This window comes from Olivibacter ginsenosidimutans, from assembly GCF_039542865.1.
Classification (GTDB): Bacteria; Bacteroidota; Bacteroidia; order Sphingobacteriales; family Sphingobacteriaceae; genus Olivibacter; species Olivibacter ginsenosidimutans.
This window is the reverse complement of record NZ_BAABIQ010000037.1, coordinates 131,424-151,191: the sequence shown is the minus strand read 5'-3', so window position 1 is coordinate 151,191 and position 19,768 is coordinate 131,424. Positions and strand designations below refer to the sequence as shown.

The following is a 19,768-nucleotide window of genomic DNA, read 5'->3' as shown; positions in this document are numbered from 1 at the left end:
TAATTACTTTTGTTCATACTTTTTTGTCGCAACTCAAAAGTATAAATCCTGGAGCAGTCTGATTAATTTCTACTGCTCCTTTTTATTTTTTTCCGGACACTAGTGTTAAACTTTATTTTTATTTTATTAATATAATATGCCAACATACTAATAACTTGCTTAAAATTCATCTCCTAATTTTTTTATACCCCTTTTAGCTATTACGTCATTAAATTTGATCAAAATAGCGTCTAACTACCCTCATAAAATTCACCTTTTTCCGCTCAAAATATGCCTTTTGGTCGATTTATAGACATAACGTCTTCTCCTTGTTTTTTATCTATACATTTTTTTAAGTACATTTACCTTGGTAACCTCTTTTACAACCGTTCATTCTTATTTGATACATTTTATGAAACTGAGAGCGTTCATTTCCACGATTGTTTGTATTGGATTAGCCGTAATATTAAATATTAAAATAGGAGACATCCCCCCTCTTGGTAAATTCTTAAATCCCTTCACTGGTTTCTGGAGAAATGCGGAACCGCTAAATCGCGTGACTACGAATGAAAACCTAAGGCTACGTCTTTTACACGATAGTGTCAACATTTTATACGATGAACAACATATTCCGCATATCATAGCCAATAACGATTATGATCTGTATTTTGCCCAGGGCTATGTAACAGCGAAGGATCGCTTATGGCAAATGGATTTCCAAACACGTTATGCAAGTGGTCGCTTAGCCGAAGTTATCGGTGAAAAAGCCATCCCACTTGATAAATACCAACGCAGGATGGGGATGGCATACGGCGCTGAAAAAATGTTACAGGAAAGCCTAAAAGACTCTATTAGCAGATTAATCAACGAAGCCTATACCGATGGAGTCAATGCTTATATTCAACACCTACAACCAAAAGATTATCCTTTAGAATTCAAATTGTTAGACTATGCTCCAGAACCTTGGAAGCCTATAAATGCCGCATTATTACTTAAACTCATGTCAGCAACACTGGCTGGTGGCTCTGATGAGCTTTATCTGAGCAATGTATTGGCTACTTATGGCGCCGACTCAACGCTTAATTTTTTTTCCAACCATTCTTATAGGGCCGATCCCATTATACCAAAGGGAACCCCATGGGCATTCAAACCGTTGCCTATATCCCAAAAAGTAGGCACGAACACGATCGATACCACAAAAAAAGGTAGTGCTTCTATGGCCTTCATAGACCAAAATACACTACTCACAGGGAAGAAAGAAGAAGGACTGGGCAGTAATAATTGGGCTATTTCTGCCGAGAAAAGCATGTCTGGCAAACCGATCTTAGCCAATGATCCTCATCTCAGTTTAACCTTACCTAGTATCTGGTATCAGATACAACTGAAAAACAAGCAAAGTAACAGCTATGGCGTATCTATACCTGGCGCACCATGTATTATTATTGGTTTTAATCAACACATTGCTTGGGGTGTAACGAATGTAGGATCAGATGTATTAGATTGGTATCATCTCCAATTCAAAGACAATCAAAAAGATCATTACTTATATAATAATCAATGGTTAAAGACGACTAAACGAATTGAAACAATTAACGTTAGGGGCAGTAATACCGTATACGATACCGTTTATTACACGCATCACGGGCCGATTAGCGCTTTAGGCTTACCAAAGGATCAACGCGCGGGGTTAATGGATAACGTTCCAGAAAATGCGGCACTCAAGTGGGTTGCCCATCTACCGTCAAACGATTTACGGACATTCTATGCACTGGACCGTGCGAAGAATTATGAAGACTATAGACAAGCACTAACCTACTTTACAGCTCCGGCACAAAACTTTATTTATGCGGATAATCGGGACACAATCGCAATTACACCCAATGGATATTTTCCACTCAAATGGCCTGAACAGGGAAAGTTTATCCTAGATGGAAGCGCAGCTGAGGATGAATGGAAAGGACGGATACCCGCTGAGCAAAATCCGCATGTGAAGAATCCGGAAAGGGGATTCGTTAGTTCTGCTAATCAATCGTCTACTGATGAAAGCTACCCTTACTATTTAAATTGGGAATTTGCATCTTATGATCGTGGTCATCGTATCAATCAGAAATTAAATGTGATGAAACAAGCTAACATCGATTCGCTCCGCCTTATGCAGCTGGATAATCATAGTGTATTAGCAGACGAATTGGTCGACACACTTATACAATTGGTAGCTAAAAGTGATACGCTGACGAAGCCTATTCAACAAGCGTTTGAATTGGTAAAAAATTGGGATCATTGTTACGATAAAGAATCAATAGCAGCCACTATTTTTGATTCCTGGTATGCGCATATTATAGATACCATTTGGTCACCTATATTTAGTGGAAAGTCACTTGAAATGCGTTTTCCAAATCGGGATAGAACCGTCCATTTACTGCTTGACGAACCCAACTCTCCCCTATTTGATAGCCGTAAATCCGCAACGACGAATGGACGTAGCGCTCTTATTACCAATACTTTTTTTGCCAGCATACGAGAGCTAACAAAAAAATACGGTACGATAGGAACATCTTGGCGTTGGGGTGCTGTTCATCAACGAAATGTACCACATTTAGCGAGTATTCCTGGATTGGGGTCAGCGTCATTCTTCCCTTCTGGTTCTCCAAATACCATTAACGCTATTGGTGCTAAAAGCGGCCCTTCCTGGCGGATGGTTGTTCAATTGGGAGAAAAACCCAGAGGATATGGGATTTTACCCGGTGGTTCCTCCGGAAATCCCGGAAGTCCGTTCTACAGCAATCAGTTGCCGTACTGGGTTAATGGAGAGCTTCAAGAACTACTTTTTATAACTGATGACCACAGTGTAAATGAGCGGATAAAATCCAGATTAGTTTTAACAAGTAAAGCCAAACCATAATCTTAAAATGTATAATTGTTACAAATGAAAATGTTTATTACTCTCTTGATTAGTTTATTCCTAGCCCAATGGTTTTTACCATGGTGGATCATTGTACCCATAAGTCTTCTGGTTTCTTTTTTCTTTGACAAAAAACCCTTGTCTAGTTTTTTCATTTGTTTCGCAGCGGTTTGCGCGCTATGGATAACATACAGTTTTTATCAAAGTACCGCAAATCACCATTTACTGGCCAACCGTATTGGTGTATTATTCGGACTTGGAAAGCATGCATACAATTGGCTGTGGATGGTATTAGCGAGCGGCTTGCTCGGTGGATTAATTGCTGGATTTGCCGGCTTGAGCGGCCAGTATATAAGGAAAAGCTTACGCTATAAAGCGTAAGGCTCAAGGTCATATTCGCAGTAGCTAATAGACAAGGTGCTATCAACAACCTAAAAGGCATAACAGATCGCGTACAACTCATCAATATACCTTATCTTTGCTTCGGTATATGATAATGGATTATAGTAAAGAAGAGCTTTTCAAGCCTTGCTCGCCAAGTGAATTTGAGCAAAGAGCCCTTTATATATTTAGAAAACAGGCTATTGAGAACCCTGTTTATCGATTTTATTTAAGTCATCTTCAAGTTGATGCCCAGCAAGTAGATCAGCTAAAAGATATCCCCTTTTTACCGATTGAGTTTTTTAAGACAAAAACCATTTTGTTAGATGGTCTTTCAAGTGAAATCGTATTTAGCAGTTCAGGCACAACAGGTATGCAGCAGAGCAAACATCCCGTTAGTGATATCCGTTATTATGAATGGAGTTACCGTCTTGCTTTTCAGTATTTTTATGGCGATATTCAGGACTATGCTCTACTTGCCCTTCTTCCTTCCTATCAAGAACGTGAAGGGTCATCGTTGATCTACATGGTAGATGATTTAATTCAGCAAGCCCGTCCAAAGTTCAGTGGTTACTTTTTGTATAACCATGATGCGTTATATGAACGCTTATTGTATCTGCATAAGGAGCAGATTCCTACCTTGCTCATTGGTGTAACGTATGCGTTATTGGATTTTATTGAAAATTATACGGTTGATTTTCCTGAACTTATTGTCATGGAAACCGGCGGTATGAAAGGTAAACGGAAAGAGATGATTCGTGAAGAACTACATCAGGCGCTTTGCAAAGGCTTCGGTGTCCATAAAATACATTCGGAGTATGGTATGACCGAATTATTATCGCAAGCATATTCCAAAGGACAAGGCTTGTTTAGGTGTCCGCCATGGATGAAAGTATTCTCTAGAGACATCAATGACCCCCTTTCCATTTTAGGTGCTGAACAAACTGGGGGGATTAATATTATCGATTTAGCAAATATTCATAGTTGTTCTTTTATTGCTACCCAAGATCTTGGAAAAGTATATCCGGATGGAAGCTTTGAAATCTTAGGCCGCTTTGACGAAAGCGATATTAGGGGCTGTAACTTACTCGTGCAGTAATGCGTTTGTGATGAGATGAGCTACCGGTTATGCATAATGTTGGCCTGCAGCTCATTACGCATAACTGGTAAAAGCTTATTGAGCAATCAATAAGAAATAACTTTTCTTGCCTTTCTGCGCGATAATATATTTCTCGTTGAGCAGGTCTGCAGTTGTAATGACCTGATCGACACTGTTGAGTTTATTCTTATTGATAGCAACTCCACCTCCCTGTATCATTTTTCGTGATTCACTTTTGGAGGGGAATACGGCAGCGGCTGTTGAAAGTAAATCTACCACATTTATACCTACTGCCAACGCGTTCTTATTAATAGTAAATTGAGGTACACCATCAAAAACATCAAGAACATCGGCATCATCCATACCCTGTAAAAATTCTAAAGAGCCACCACCAAACAAAAATGCTGATGTTTTCAAAGCGGTTTGAAAAGCGGCTTCCGAATGCGTACGAATGGTGATATCCTGTGCCAAGGCCTTTTGTACGATACGTAAATGTGGCTCCGCATCATGTGCCCTAATCAGCTCTTCAATTTCTTCTTTTGTTTTTAACGTAAAAATGTTGATCCATTGCTTGGCATCATCGTCACTAGCATTCAACCAAAATTGATAATATTTATACGGAGACGTTTTTTTAGGATCTAACCAAACGGCACCACTCTCTGTTTTACCAAATTTAGTTCCGTCCGTTTTTTTAATAAGCTGCGTCGTTAATCCATACGCCGTTCCGCCTTCTTGCCTACGAATAAATTCGGTACCGGTAACAATATTTCCCCATTGATCTGAACCACCCATTTGAAGCATACAACCGTTATGCTTCCAGAGGTAATAAAAATCATAGCCTTGAATCAATTGATAAGAAAATTCAGTAAAAGAAAGACCATTCTCACCCTCCAAACGCTTCTTTACAGAGTCTTTTGCCATCATGTAATTTACGGTAATAAGCTTACCGACATCCCGAATAAAATCTAAAAACTTAAAGTCCTTGAACCAATCGTAATTATTCACCATCATTGCTCCGTTTCCCTGTTTGCTATCATCAAAGTTGAGGAATTTACGAAGTTGCTGTTCTAAACAGGCTACGTTATAGCGTAGCGTATCTTCATCCAGTAAGTTTCGCTCTGTAGACTTAAAAGAAGGATCTCCAATCATACCGGTTGCACCACCTACCAATGCAATTGGGCGATGTCCTGCTCGTTGGAAATGAATGAGCGTCATGATCTGTGTAAGGTGCCCTACATGTAAAGAATCGGCGGTTGGATCAAAGCCGATATAGCCAGAAGTAACCCCCTTAGCTAATTCTTCCTCTGTTCCGGGCATGATGTCCTGCAACATCCCTCTCCACCGTAGTTCGTCTACAAAATTCATGGTTTTCAATTTTCTCCTGATTTATATATTAAGTAAAAAGTAAATGAACAAAATTCAAAAGCCTATAGCATAAAGCTTAAAACCTATAGTCTATAGCGCATAGATACTTGTTTTTAAACGTGCAAACTTAGTATTATTTTCCTTAAAAATAGGTCATCCTTCCATATTTTCATGCTTTCTTTCGATACCAGACTACAGGCAATATAATTGGGAAATAAGCAGGGAAATACTTCATCTTAATTTATGTATTAAAAGGGGTTTTATTCGGACCTTAGTCGGACCTTGTTCGGACATCATTCGGATAAAAGCGAACAAGATCCGTTTTAACTTCGATCTTTCTTAGAATAATTGAAGAGTTAGTAGTCAAGTTAATACACCTTTAGGAATACCTTGTGCCCCATTGGATTAAAAACGACTATTGGGAATTGGTATAAAAAATGCATACATTTAGCCATATGAATTTCTTATCACATTTTTATTTTGAAAGAAAAATAAACGATCCTCAGCGTACACTTGGTGTTGTATTGCCTGATCTCTTGAGAAATATGGATCGAGAAATTCGTATATTCCCAGAAAAGAATGTTAAGAAATATTTGGAGGACGATAAAGTAGCGCAGATTTTTAAAGGATGGACCAGACATATCGCGACAGATAAATTTTTCCACAACAATATTTTTTTTATCGAAAAAACACAGCAATTAAAAGCTTATTTAAGTCCAGTGGTAATTAATACACCTATCCGGGCGTCCTTTTTATCGCATATTGCTTTAGAACTACTCTTAGATAGATTGTTATTAAAAAATAGCTGGCTTCACGAAGACGATTTTTATCAACAATTAGCTGATGTAGACAAACTGAGTCTAGAAACTTTTTTACGCATATCAGGTATCGCAAATCCAAGCTATTTTCTGGCTTATTTTAGCAGTTTCATTGCTGATCGATATTTGGGAAGCTACCGAAACATGGCGCAACTTAGCCACGCCTTAAATCAAGTTTGTAAGAAATTTTGGTCAAGTGGCCTTAACGACGAAAAGAAACTACAGTTAACAGCTGCCTTAACCGATTATGAAGAAGAATTAGCACAAAATTTTAAAGTAATTTTCAACGAAACGGCTGATTATCTTCAAAAAAACTATCCATAAAGTGCTTATAGTGATGTCGATTAACATCACTTATTGGTTAACTCTAGGCTGTCTTGTATATTTTTTTTATGTTTGGGGCTTTATTAAGCTTTATTATATAATCAGGTAATAACTATCCACTATTTATGGCGCATAAACTTTTCCGCAAAAAAACCGTTGAACAGATTCAACGGGACACACAACATATTGGTAGCGGAGGATTAGCCAAAGTTTTAGGTGTTAAAGACTTGGTTTCGTTGGGCATCGCAGCAATCGTTGGCGCAGGGATTTTTAGTACCATTGGTTTAGCCAGCTATAATGGCGGTCCTGCAGTATCTCTTCTATTTGTATTTACCGCCATTGCTTGTGTATTCACAGCCCTTTCTTATGCACAATTTGCTAGTACAGTGCCCGTTTCTGGCAGTGCCTATACCTATGCTTACGTTGCCTTTGGGGAGATTTTTGCTTGGGTCATTGGATGGGCACTTATTTTAGAATATGCCGTATCCAATATGGTTGTAGCCATTTCCTGGTCAGAATATTTTGTTAGCATGCTTAAGGGATTTGGTGTAAACCTTCCAACATGGCTCACCACATCCTCAGAGGCTGCTTACGAGGCTTATCAGAAACTACAATTAAATGGGCCTGAAGCATTAAATACAGTAGAAAAGATTGCTGCCAATGCTTATACCTATGCACCGAAGTTGGGTCACATTCCGTTAATCGTTAATCTTCCTGCAGGATTAATAACGGTATTGGTTACTTGGTTGGTCTATATCGGTATAAAAGAATCAAGAACAGCCAGCAATATCATGGTTGTTTTAAAGATCAGTGTAGTGCTACTGGTGATCATCGGTGGAGCTTTCTACGTTAAACCAGAAAATTGGACGCCGTTTGCGCCTAACGGTATGAAAGGTATTTTAAGTGGTGTAGCTTCTGTTTTTTTTGCATTCATCGGTTTCGATTCTATTTCAACTACCGCTGAGGAATGCAAAAACCCACAACGGGACTTGCCTCGCTCCATGATCTATTGCTTACTGATTTGTACTATTTTGTATGTATTGATAACACTCGTTCTGACGGGTATGGTTAACTACAAAGAATTAAATGTGAACGACCCATTGGCCTTTGTCTTTCAATCCACTGGCTTAAATTTTATGGCCGGTATCATTTCCGTGAGTTCGGTAATTGCCATCACGAGCGCATTACTTGTTTTTCAACTGGGTCAACCCCGTATTTGGATGACGATGAGCCGAGATGGTCTCTTATGGAAAAAATTTTCCACGATTCATCCCACCTATAAAACACCGGCTTTTGCTACAATCATAGCAGGAATAGTGGTTACGGTACCCGCTTTATTTTTCAAGATGGATTTTTTTATCGATCTAACCAGCGTAGGTACCTTTTTTGCCTTTATACTGGTATGTGGTGGTGTATTATACCTGGATCACAAAGGCATCTCGAAGCAATCCAAATTTAGGGTTCCTTATATTAACGGAAAATACCTTATAGGCATAGGTCTACTTCTAGCATTAAGCGGTCTATACCTCTATGGAGATGCTATTCTAAACGAATGGCGACACCTTTCTCCAACAGAAATTATTGAACATAAAAGCTTAACCATCGTATTTTGGATTACCTGGTTAGTACTCGCCGTTTTAGGTTATCAACACCGCTTCTCAATACTTCCTGTAGCGGGTATATTAGTCAATCTTTATTTGATGACCGAATTGGGAGCAAGTAATTGGATCATTTTTATTGGATGGTTGCTTATCGGCTTAGCCATTTATTTTCTATATGGCTATAAACATTCCAGATTAAATAGAGGAAATAAGTTATGAGTTATCCGTTGTCAATTACGCGTGTCTAGTAAGCTGTAAAGGTTCATTCACGACCCGCAACACACAACGAGCAACTAAGAGTACCAATCTACTCGTTTAATATTGATTTCTTTCGTTTCCGAAATGACCAACGGAACCCTTTCTATAGTCACAAAGCTGGAATCCAAACCGAAGCCACGTTCTTCGGAAAGACTAAAGTGCTTCAAAAGATTATAAAAGTCCATAACAATCCGCTGGATAAACTTTAGGTTATTCGACCGAGAGACTACTTTTTCCAAAACTACAAATCGAAAATCGCCAACCATATGGTATTTTTGAAGTGTTTTATATCGGCTGGTAATTTCTACTTCATTATTTTTCACTAAATCTTCCACGACCTTCCGGAATAATAAGCTTATTCGTTGTTCCACCCTAAATCCCAATCGGAAATCGATTCGAATAAGTTTACCTTTAATCAAGTGATCCACTTTATATTCACTTGTATAGGGTTCATCTGTTACATCCACATGCACCAACCAATACACGTCTGCGCGTTTCGGTTTCTTTTGAAGAATAGAATACAAAATTTTAGACTCTATTTCTGATCGGAAATTGGCACTTGTTAAATAAACTAATTGTGACGCAAAACGGGGTACCGTTTCATCCGCTGTCAGTTCGCTTAAAATGGGATAATAATTTTCTATATCTACATAGCGCACAAAATTATTTTTAATTTTTCGTGCCCACCACCAACTCAACATGACCGAAAAAAGAACACTCGCCAACAACAACGTTAACCATCCTCCATGCTCAATCTTTACACCGTTTGCCGCCAAAAAAGCTAGTTCAATTACCATATAGGTTATAAAAAATAAACCTACCAAATACTTAGAGGTATGCCGCTTTAATAAATAGGCAACCATTAATATCGTCGTGGCTACAAACGTTAGATTAATTGCTAATCCGTAAGCGGCTTCCATATTTCTAGACTCCCTAAAAATAAGGATAACCACCATACAGCCTAACCATAAAATAGTATTGATGGAAGGAACATATAATTGCCCCTTTTGGTTGCTTGGATAATTAATTCGAACCTTTGGCCATATATTTAGCCGTACCCCTTCGGAAATCAACGTAAAAGAGCCTGATATCATCGCTTGCGAAGCAATAATAGCAGCAATGGTAGCAATAACAATACCGCTGGTCAAAAACCACTGTGGCATTAACAAATAAAACGGATTTTGATCATTCAGATAAGTGCCTTGGTGCTGGTATAACCATACCCCTTGACCAAAGTAATTCATCAATAAACAAATTTTTACGTAAATCCAGCTAATCCGTACATTCGATCTCCCACAATGGCCCAGATCGGAATATAGCGCTTCAGCACCTGTCGTACACAGGAAGACGGCCCCTAAAATAAACAGCGCATCGGGATACGTAATTAAAATATGGATGGCATAATAAGGATTAATTGCTTTCAATATCCCCGGAAGCTCTACTAAATAACCTATTCCCAAAACACCCATCATGGTGAACCAAACAAACATTAACGGCCCAAACAAACGTCCTACTACCGAAGTACCAAAACGCTGAATAATAAATAAGACCGATATAATCGCAATGACAATAGGAACGGTAGGTAAATCCTTATTGTAGATTTTTAATCCCTCAATTGCAGAGGATACGGTAATCGGTGGTGTAATCATGCCATCAGCCAACAAAGAAGCAGCACCAATCATTGCCGGGAATATCAACCATTTTGCTCTTCTTTTGACCAATGAAAAAAGAGATAAAATCCCCCCTTCCCCTTTATTGTCAGCACGTAAGGTGATGATCACATATTTAATGGTAGTTTGCAAGGTTAAGGTCCAGAAGATACAAGAGAGACCCCCATATATTAAATCAGCGTTGATAACATCATCTCCGATGATTGCTTTAAAAACATATAGTGGAGAAGTACCGATATCTCCAAATATTACACCTAAACTTATTAATAATCCAGCACCATTAAGTTTATGAAAATCTTTTGTCTTTTCCACTAGTTGAAATTCAAAATTACGAGGCAAACTTAGACAAAATGGACTTCATATACAATCGGCCATTTTATCTTACCTTGATATCTGTTATTTTAATGTTCCCTAATTTTCTCCCTTATAGCGGTATCAAAACAAGAGCAAACGAAAAAAGTTGTTAAAAATTGTTAAAAACATATCTTTTTTTGTTTTATTCTAAAATTTGAAATATTTTTATTATATTTTTGTATTCAAGCTAACTAACGGGATGATTTGTTAGTGACTATTCATCTCCTGTCCTTTTGGAAAACAATTTTGAAAAACGTGTATATGGTATATAAATACTCTTCTATTATATATTTTACGGTCTTGAGTTTGAGCTTGCTGCTCGTTAAAGTTGATGGACTTGCGGCAACAACGTACTCGGGTGCAGATACCTTGTTGAGTAAACAACAAGAGGAGCCCAGAAAAAGTCGTATCTCCGACAATAAAAGCTATAAACTGACTGACCTACATTTTGGGTTTAAACCCTTTTCCCCGCTGATGGGAATACAAAAGGTTTCTGGCAATGAAAATGAAAAGCTTTTAAGTAACGTTAAAGTTTTTCCTAATCAAGTTTCAGATCAGCTTAATTTGTCTTTCAAATTAAGCAAAGACAGTAATGTAAGCATCAAAGTGATGGATGCATTAGGGAATGAGGTAACGACCTTATTATCCCAAAGGCTCTCATCAGGAGATCAAAGTAATACCTTCAATATAGGCAATAAGCTAAATCAGGGTTTTTATTTTATACGGGTTGTGGCTGGAACGGAAACCATTGTAAAAAGAATCGAAGTGCTTTAATAATTTAATAAATCAAATACCTTTTCTGATAGAACCATATGCAGTTATGTATATGGTTTTTTTTATGTTTGCATTATCTTTTTACCCAAATTCGGCAATAGGCAATAAACCCAATGCCTCATGCAGGGTTTAAGGTATTGATGAGCCCACCGGTTGGTGGATTTTACTTTTTACTTTTGAATTTTTAATATGAAAATCATTGCTATTGGACGAAACTACGCTGAGCATGCTCAAGAACTTAATAATCCTATACCAGATAAACCTGTTATTTTTTTGAAACCTGATACAGCGTTATTAAAAGACAATAAGGATTTTTATATTCCAGACTTTTCAACAGCTATTCAGCATGAAATTGAAATTGTACTCCGTATTTGCAAAGAAGGCAAACATATTTCGAAGAAATTTGCTTCCAATTATTACGATGCCATCGGGCTGGGAATAGATTTCACCGCTCGTGATATCCAAACAGATCACAAAAAGCAAGGTTTACCATGGGAACTCGCAAAAGCATTTGATCATTCTGCTGTAATCAGTAAGTTTGTAGACAAATCGGCATTTCCTGCCTTATACGATTTGAATTTCAGTTTATATAAAAATGGAAGCCGCGTACAGCATGGTAACACGAAACATGTTATCTTTTCCTTTGAACATATACTAAGCTTTATAAGCGAATATATTACCTTAAGAAAGGGAGATTTCATTTATACAGGTACACCAGCAGGTGTTGGTTCTGTTGCCATTGGCGATCATTTAGAAGGGTATATTGAAGATATTAAATTGCTGGATTTCCATATAAAATAATGAAGAAAACGACGCTCCTAATCATTCTACTTTTTATAAATGCACTTTGGGTTTATGCACAACATCCGAGACTACAACAAAAAACATACCCCAAGCAATATTTTCGAGCACCTTTAGATCTCGCTCCACAGGCGGCAGGTAGTTTTGGTGAACTAAGAGCTAACCACTTCCACTCTGGCACGGATTACCGAACCAATCAACGGGAAGGATATCCTGTATATGCCGCAGCAGATGGTTATATTTCCAGAGCACGTGTACAAATTGGTGGGGGTGGCAACGCATTATATATTGATCATCCTAACGGATATACAAGCGTATATATGCACTTACAGCGCTTTAATGATAAAATCACCGCTTTTGTAAAAAGCAAGCAATATGAAGAGAAACGTTTTGATGTCGATTTTCCATTAACGGCCTTAGCAATACCAGTTAAGAAAGGCGAAATTATTGCCTATTCTGGCAGTACCGGTGCCGTTGCCGGACCACATGTGCATTTTGAATTACGGGATACTAAAACGGAACATCCCATTAATGCACAGCTATTTGGTTTAACTATTCCCGATCAGATTCCTCCTATCATTAGTGGTATAACCGTTTATCGATTTGGAAACCAAGCTTATAGTGAAGAAACACCTCGAGAGCACCTTCAAGTGGTCGGCAGCAAAGGCCAGTACCGATTAACATCAACCAAGGCCATTACCATCAATGGGATTACGGGATTTGGCATTGTAACCATTGATCAAAATTCAGCTTCAGCAAATCGAAATGGTGTTTACGCCATTGAACTTTCCTTAGATGGAACACCAATTTATGCCGCTGTATGGGAAAGTTATTCCTTCGATAACAGCAGAGCGATTAACGCACATATCGATTATGCTACTTATATTTTACATAACAGACGCGTTCAAAAGAGCTTCGTGGAACCAGGTAACCAATTGGAAATTTATCAAAAGCTGGTCAATAATGGGCTTATCAATATAAACGATGGAAAAATACATGAAGTAACCTATCACGTAAGTGATGTCATGGGCAATACCAGCAGGTTATCGTTTACTGTTCAAAATAACCCTAATTATACCATAGATGAACCCGTAAATCAGGCCAGTACTTTTTTCCCTTACAATAAAGACAATGTGTTTACAAATGAGCAAGTTCGTGTGACTATCCCAAAAGGAAACCTGTACAGCGACCTCCAATTTAAGTATGCCCAGGGGCAGCTAGCCAAGAATGGTTATTCCTATATCCATCACATCCATAATCGAATGGTACCGATACACCAAGGATATACCTTGGCTATAAAAGCCGACCGACTGCCTGTTCGTTTGCAAAATAAGGCGCTCCTGGTAAGCACACTTGGCGGATCCCAGGGCGGAATTTATAAAGACGGTTACATTAGCACAACAGCGAGAAGTTTAGGCAGTTTCTACATAGCGGTAGATACCGTAGCACCGATCATTCGTTCTCTTAACCTGACTGCCAATAAGAATATGGCCAGTTTTAATAGGATAAATTTCAAGATTTCGGATAATTTGTCCGGCATCCAATCGTTTAATGGCTTCATTGATGATCAGTGGGTGCTAATGGGTTACGATCCTAAAACCGCTTCTATATGGCATGTATTTGAAAAAGAGTTAGCTAAAGGGAAACATCATTTTAAACTAATTGTTAAAGACTGGAAAGATAACGAACGGACATTTGAAGCCGATTTCTTAAGGTAGCTGTTGGATGGTTGAATAGTAAAGTTGTTAATGAGCCGATTAGCTCATGTAAGAATAGCATTAGCACTGAATACAATGCATTAAATACTAAAAATGAAAGAACTAAAAAAAGGTGATAAAGCGCCAGCCATAAAGGCAAAGAGCCAAAACGGAGAAACAGTAGAATTAAAGGATTTCATCGGAAAAAAAGTTATCCTATATTTTTATCCAAAGGATAATACACCCGGATGTACAACTGAGGCCTGCAATTTTAGAGATAATTACCAATCCCTTTTAAAGGATGGTTATCAAGTGTTAGGAGTTAGTGTGGATAGTGAGCAATCGCATCAAAAATTTATTAGCAAATTTGAATTACCTTTTCCACTTTTGGCAGATGAAGATAAAAAGATTGTGCAAGATTACGGTGTATGGGTAGAAAAGAATATGTATGGTAAAAAATATATGGGAACGGCCAGAACCACATTCATTATTGACGAGCATGGAATCATTCAGCATATTATCAAAAAAGTTGATAATAAAAATGCGTCTCAGCAAGTTAGGGATTTGGTTAAGTAGTGAAGTGAATTAGCAATTGATAGATTAGCCAGTGGTGATTACTCATTACTGGTATACTGATATCTAGATACTACTCAATACTTCGTACTAATTACTTCGTACTAAATACTAATTTTGTTTATCTTAGCGGCTTTAATTTCGTTTACCAATTAATTCATAATGAGTGCAGATATAGCAAAGCTCGAAAACATAGCTAAACAAGTACGAAGGGATATTGTACGTATGGTTCACAGTTGCCAATCCGGACATCCAGGAGGATCATTAGGATGTGCAGATTTTTTTGTGGCCTTATATTTTAATCAACTCCACCACGATCCCAAATTCAACCTAAACGGTATTGGAGAGGATATCTTTTTCTTGTCAAATGGACATATTTCGCCCGTATTTTATAGTACGTTAGCGAGAGCCGGTTATTTTGAAATTAGCGAATTGGCCACCTTTAGAAAAATTAATTCCCGCCTGCAAGGACACCCAACGACCCATGAGCACCTTCCCGGTGTGCGTGTAGCGTCTGGTTCTTTAGGCCAAGGACTTTCTGTTGCCATAGGTGCGGCACAAGCAAAAAAGTTAAATGGCGACGATAAGTTGGTATATGTATTAATGGGTGATGGCGAGCTTCAAGAAGGACAGGTTTGGGAGGCGGCCATGTACGCTCCGCACAATAAAGTAGATCATCTTATTGCCACGATAGACCTAAATGGACAGCAAATCGATGGATCTACCGAGCAAGTGCTTTCTTTGGGTAATTTAAGAGCCAAATGGGAAGCTTTTGGATGGAAGGTTTTGGAAGCCAATGGTAATCACATGTCTCAACTTATTCAAACCCTAAACGAAGCAAAAGAACATACCGGAAAAGGTAAACCGATTATGATTTTGATGCGTACAGAGATGGGTAACGGTGTAGATTTCATGATGGGATCCCATAAATGGCATGGTGTTGCGCCCAATGATGAACAATTAGCTGCGGCGCTGAATCAGTTGGAAGAAACCTTGGGTGATTATTAAAATCATTCGATCATAGCATTTACTAACGGATAATTATTCAGATGAAGAAATATACATATACTGAAAAAAAAGATACTCGTTCTGGCTTTGGAGCTGGTTTACATGAAGTGGGCAAAAAAAACAGCCAGGTTGTTGCTTTATGTGCCGATTTAATTGGCTCCCTAAAAATGGGCGACTTTAAAAAAGATTTTCCTGACCGCTTCTTTCAAGTAGGGATTGCAGAAGCAAACATGATGGGCATGGCTGCAGGTTTGACCATTGGCGGAAAAATTCCTTATACCGGCACATTTGCCAATTTCTCTACTGGAAGGGTTTATGACCAAATTCGCCAATCAATTGCCTATTCTGGAAAAAATGTCAAAATTTGTGCTTCACATGCCGGATTAACTTTAGGGGAAGACGGGGCTACGCATCAAATTCTTGAAGATATCGGTTTAATGAAAATGCTTCCGGGCATGACGGTTATTAATCCCTGCGACTATAATCAAACCAAAGCAGCCACCATAGCCATAGCCGACTATGAAGGTCCAGTATACCTACGTTTCGGCAGACCATCTGTACCTATTTTTACAGATCCTGATCAAAAATTCGAAATTGGCAAAGCTTGGATGGTAAACGAGGGAAGTGATGTCAGTATCATTGCCACCGGACACTTAGTTTGGGAAGCCATTCAGGCTGGCGAAAAATTAGCTGAACAGGGAATCGATGCGGAAATTATCAATATCCATACCATTAAACCATTGGACGAAGAAGCGATCTTAAAGTCGGTGACTAAAACAGGCTGCGTCGTTACTGCTGAAGAACATAATCGCATCGGCGGTCTGGGAGATAGCGTAGCTCAAGTTTTAGCAAAAGATGGACCCGCACCCCAAGAATACGTGGCTGTTAACGACAGCTTTGGTGAAAGTGGAACTCCTGCAGATTTGATGAAGAAATACGGATTAGATGCAGAGAGCATTATTTCGGCGGTAAAAAAAGTAATAAAACGTAAATAATCAGGTTTAAAATAAAATAAAAAGACTGTTATCTAAAAAGTCTTCAAAAAAACACGTCATTGCGATACCGTTGTTCTCCGGATTCGCAATGACGATGATGTAATGCTTTCAGATATCTCCTTTTTATGCTTAAACGATACGCCCTTCCATGGAAGATTCAATAATCATTGAAAAATTCTCTGATGAAAGCACAAGAAATGAAGCGTTTAATCTGTTATTGAAAAAATATCAGCAGCGGATTTACTGGCATGTTCGCCGGTTAGTTGTTGATCATGATGATGCGGATGATTTGATTCAGGATATTTTTGTCAAAGTTTGGAGAAACTTAGAAAACTTCAGGGCAGACGCACAGCTATATACTTGGTTATACCGTATTGCGACGAATGAATGTATCACTTTCCTAAATAAAAAGAAACAATACCAAAAGATTTCCTTAGATGATGATTCTTCATCTTATTTAGCAGAAACATTAACGACATCGACTTATTTTAATGGCAACCAAGCCCAATTGAAATTACAGCAAGCATTATTAACTTTACCGGAAAAACAACGCTTGGTTTTTAATATGAAATATTTTGAAGATTTAAAGTATGATGAAATTTCGGAAATTTTAGGAACGAGTGTTGGGGCTTTAAAAGCTTCTTATCATCTGGCTGTTAAAAAAATAGAACAATTTTTTAATGACCATGATTAAACCTTTTACAAGTAACCTTATCTAACAGTTACTATGGACAATAAACGTTTTTACCAAGATGATTTAGAAGGTGTTAAGGGGATGCCACTAAATCCTAAGGATCTTCCATTTATTGTACCCAATGATTATTTTAGTACATTGGAAACTAAAATTAGGCATCGAATACGTGTCATTTCGGCTACAGAAAAGTGCTTTAAAGTACCTAAACATTATTTTGAGACACTTCCTTCCCGAATTCAGGAAAGAATAGCTTTTGAAGAACAAGCAGACACTAATCAAGAACCTTCATTTATCGAACAATTGAAAGTAACTGCTCCGACTTCTGGCTTTTCTATACCAAATGGATATTTCGACGATCTAAATACCGCCATCGTACAGGCTGTTGATGACCAACCGGAGCAGAAGAATAAACAAGCGAACGTTATTCCATTGCAGAAGAGAAGAGCTAGGCCAGCGACATGGATTGGTTATGTTGCTGCTGCATGTATTGCTATTAGTATAGGCACCTATACCTTCTTTCAGCTTCATCATACAACAGATACTTTTGAAAATAGACTAAAAAACATTCCTGATAATGATATTGTAAGCTATTTGGAATATTACAGCGAATCTGGTGATGGTGCAGCTTTTGAAACACAATTTGAAGGTGTTTTACAATTAGATGAAAAACACTTTTCTGATGAAGAAATAGAAGCTTATTTAGCTAATAGTATCTAACAAAAATGAAGAGATTAATTAGTATATATTTTCTAGTTTTTATTGCCGTGCTTAGCGCAAAAGCCCAAAACGATGATAAACGGAATTTGTTCAAGCAAATCGAAGCGGCCAAAATTGCCTACGTTACAAAAGAACTATCCTTAAGCCCATCGGATGCAGAACGTTTTTTCCCTTTATATAATCAATACCAACGGGAGCTGCATAACCTCATCCAGCAAAGAAGAAGCAAAACGGGAAAAAAAAGAGGAGAATTGGAATTTGATTCTGAAGTACTGGCTTTGAAAATGCGGTATAGAGATGCTTTCATTCCCATCATCAACGCACAACGAACGGCTAGATTTTTTGAAGCGGAACGGGAATTCCGGGAAAAGCTCATCAAAGAGCTTCGTGAGCGAAGAGATCATTAATATGCTAAACAATCGTCAACTTTTTTTACTAAATACGGCTCAAACATCAACTACTCCGCGTCTAATAGAAATTGAGCGCGCAGAAGGAGTTTACTTATACGGACCAAATAACGAAAAATATCTTGATCTTGTGTCTGGTTTTGCAGTAAGCAATATTGGCCACAGGCATCCGAAGGTGATTGATGCTATTCAAAAGCAGCTAGATAAATACCTACATGTAACCGTTTACGGAGAGTTTATACAAGCCCCTCAAGTGGCATTAGCTACAAAATTACTTTCTTTATTACCGGCTCGTTTGAACAATATCTATTTTGTTAACTCGGGTACAGAAGCTACTGAGGGTGCGATGAAAATCGCTAAAAAATATACCGGAAGACGTTCGTTTGTGTCCGCTCGTAAAGCTTATCATGGCAGTACACAGGGCGCTTTAAGCTTAATGGGCGATGAGCAATTTAAAACCCCTTATGCACCACTTCTACCTCATGTCCAATACATTGATTATAATAACGAAGATCAATTGAGTGTGATCACCACAGCAACAGCTGCCGTGGTATTGGAGGCGGTGCAGGGCGAAGCGGGAGTACGTGTACCGACAGTCGATTATATGCGTGCCATTAGAAAACGTTGCGACGAAACGGGTACCTTACTTATTTTAGATGAAATTCAAACCGGACTTGGCCGTACGGGTAAACTCTTTGCGTTTGAACATTACCATATCGTACCCGATATTCTTCTAACCGCTAAAGGTTTAGGCGGAGGAATGCCTCTAGGCGCTTTTATTGCAAATACTGAAGTGATGGGCGTCATTAAGGAGAATCCCATATTAGGCCATATCACCACTTTTGGTGGCCATCCCGTATCTTGTGCCGCTGCATTAGCGTCTTTAAATGTTATCTTGAACGATCACTTGTTAGATGGCGTTGACGCTAAGCACCAATTGTTTAAATCGCTTCTACAACATCCATCGATAAAAGAAGTTAGGGGTATCGGTCTTATGATGGCCATTCAGTTAGAAGCTTTTGAACAGGTAAATTTTGTCAGTAAATATTGTGCTGACCATGGTGTACTTGTCGATTGGTTTTTACATCAGGAAACGTCTTTACGTGTTTCGCCACCCCTTATTATCACTGAAGAAGAGATCGTCGAAGCTTGCACTGTCATTAAGCAGGGACTGGATGCATGGTTGTTAAACTCGCATTTACGCTTTAGGCAGCGATAGCATTTGCCAGCGTTATAGCAAATAGCTTAAAGCATATGGCCCATTGCCTATTGCTGAATTTGGGTTAAAATAAAGAGGCGCCCAAAACAGATTAGTCTTGGGCGCCTCTTATTTCATTCACTTCAATACCAA

At 38.4% G+C, this 19,768-nt stretch carries 17 protein-coding genes; 15 read left to right on the top strand and 2 right to left on the bottom strand.

What is annotated here, in order from left to right:
* The first annotated feature begins 391 nt into the window (after window positions 1-391).
* The 3 genes from ABD930_RS13550 (at window position 392) to ABD930_RS13540 (ending at window position 4,361) form a co-directional block, all read left to right on the top strand.
* Window positions 392-2,881 (top strand): penicillin acylase family protein, encoded by a 2,490-nt coding sequence (locus tag ABD930_RS13550; protein WP_345232270.1) that lies wholly within the window; start codon window positions 392-394, stop codon window positions 2,879-2,881.
* A gap of 24 nt (window positions 2,882-2,905) precedes the next feature.
* On the top strand, window positions 2,906-3,262 hold the full coding sequence (locus ABD930_RS13545; protein WP_345232269.1) for a hypothetical protein: 357 nt from the start codon (window positions 2,906-2,908) through the stop codon (window positions 3,260-3,262).
* 115 nt (window positions 3,263-3,377) lie between these two features.
* The gene (locus tag ABD930_RS13540) at window positions 3,378-4,361 is read left to right on the top strand and encodes an acyl transferase (RefSeq protein WP_345232268.1); all 984 of its coding nucleotides are present in this window, start codon (window positions 3,378-3,380) and stop codon (window positions 4,359-4,361) included.
* Window positions 4,362-4,436: 75 nt separating this feature from the next.
* On the opposite strand, the gene tyrS is transcribed toward ABD930_RS13540, so the two are convergent.
* Window positions 4,437-5,726, bottom strand: coding sequence for a tyrosine--tRNA ligase (gene tyrS / locus ABD930_RS13535; protein ID WP_345232267.1), 1,290 nt, complete (start codon window positions 5,724-5,726; stop codon window positions 4,437-4,439).
* Window positions 5,727-6,181: 455 nt separating this feature from the next.
* Between tyrS and ABD930_RS13530 the strand changes: the two genes are divergently transcribed.
* Together ABD930_RS13530 and ABD930_RS13525 are read left to right on the top strand one after the other, a co-directional pair.
* The gene (locus tag ABD930_RS13530; protein WP_345232266.1) at window positions 6,182-6,868 is read left to right on the top strand and encodes an ACP phosphodiesterase; all 687 of its coding nucleotides are present in this window, start codon (window positions 6,182-6,184) and stop codon (window positions 6,866-6,868) included.
* A gap of 125 nt (window positions 6,869-6,993) precedes the next feature.
* Complete coding sequence (locus tag ABD930_RS13525; protein ID WP_345232265.1) at window positions 6,994-8,688, top strand: amino acid permease; 1,695 nt, start codon at window positions 6,994-6,996, stop codon at window positions 8,686-8,688.
* A gap of 74 nt (window positions 8,689-8,762) precedes the next feature.
* Here the strand turns inward: ABD930_RS13525 and ABD930_RS13520 are convergent, their stop codons facing one another.
* A complete protein-coding gene (locus ABD930_RS13520; protein WP_345232264.1) occupies window positions 8,763-10,709 on the bottom strand; it encodes a KUP/HAK/KT family potassium transporter in 1,947 nt (648 codons plus the stop codon).
* Window positions 10,710-11,012: 303 nt separating this feature from the next.
* On the opposite strand from ABD930_RS13520, the gene ABD930_RS13515 reads away from it, so the two are divergent.
* The 10 genes from ABD930_RS13515 (at window position 11,013) to ABD930_RS13470 (ending at window position 19,636) form a co-directional block, all read left to right on the top strand.
* Complete coding sequence (locus ABD930_RS13515) at window positions 11,013-11,525, top strand: T9SS type A sorting domain-containing protein (protein ID WP_345232263.1); 513 nt, start codon at window positions 11,013-11,015, stop codon at window positions 11,523-11,525.
* 189 nt (window positions 11,526-11,714) lie between these two features.
* Window positions 11,715-12,326: a fumarylacetoacetate hydrolase family protein gene (locus ABD930_RS13510; RefSeq protein WP_345232262.1), complete on the top strand. Its 612-nt coding sequence runs from the start codon at window positions 11,715-11,717 to the stop codon at window positions 12,324-12,326.
* Window positions 12,326-14,044: a M23 family metallopeptidase gene (locus ABD930_RS13505; protein WP_345232261.1), complete on the top strand. Its 1,719-nt coding sequence runs from the start codon at window positions 12,326-12,328 to the stop codon at window positions 14,042-14,044. The genes ABD930_RS13510 and ABD930_RS13505 overlap by 1 nt, the downstream gene beginning before the upstream one ends.
* A gap of 93 nt (window positions 14,045-14,137) precedes the next feature.
* Window positions 14,138-14,599 (top strand): thioredoxin-dependent thiol peroxidase, encoded by a 462-nt coding sequence (gene bcp / locus ABD930_RS13500; RefSeq protein ID WP_345232260.1) that lies wholly within the window; start codon window positions 14,138-14,140, stop codon window positions 14,597-14,599.
* A gap of 159 nt (window positions 14,600-14,758) precedes the next feature.
* Complete coding sequence (locus tag ABD930_RS13495) at window positions 14,759-15,604, top strand: transketolase (RefSeq protein ID WP_345232259.1); 846 nt, start codon at window positions 14,759-14,761, stop codon at window positions 15,602-15,604.
* 41 nt (window positions 15,605-15,645) lie between these two features.
* Window positions 15,646-16,599, top strand: coding sequence for a transketolase family protein (locus tag ABD930_RS13490; protein WP_345232258.1), 954 nt, complete (start codon window positions 15,646-15,648; stop codon window positions 16,597-16,599).
* A 148-nt stretch (window positions 16,600-16,747) separates the two neighbouring features.
* A complete protein-coding gene (locus ABD930_RS13485) occupies window positions 16,748-17,293 on the top strand; it encodes an RNA polymerase sigma factor (protein WP_345232257.1) in 546 nt (181 codons plus the stop codon).
* Between the two features lie 33 nt (window positions 17,294-17,326).
* Window positions 17,327-18,010 carry a hypothetical protein gene (locus ABD930_RS13480; RefSeq protein ID WP_345232256.1) on the top strand — a complete coding sequence of 228 codons (684 nt, stop codon included), beginning with the start codon at window positions 17,327-17,329 and terminating at the stop codon, window positions 18,008-18,010.
* A 5-nt stretch (window positions 18,011-18,015) separates the two neighbouring features.
* Window positions 18,016-18,417, top strand: coding sequence for a hypothetical protein (locus ABD930_RS13475; RefSeq protein WP_345232255.1), 402 nt, complete (start codon window positions 18,016-18,018; stop codon window positions 18,415-18,417).
* Between the two features lies 1 nt (window position 18,418).
* Window positions 18,419-19,636: an aspartate aminotransferase family protein gene (locus ABD930_RS13470; protein ID WP_345232254.1), complete on the top strand. Its 1,218-nt coding sequence runs from the start codon at window positions 18,419-18,421 to the stop codon at window positions 19,634-19,636.
* Window positions 19,637-19,768 lie beyond the last annotated feature (132 nt).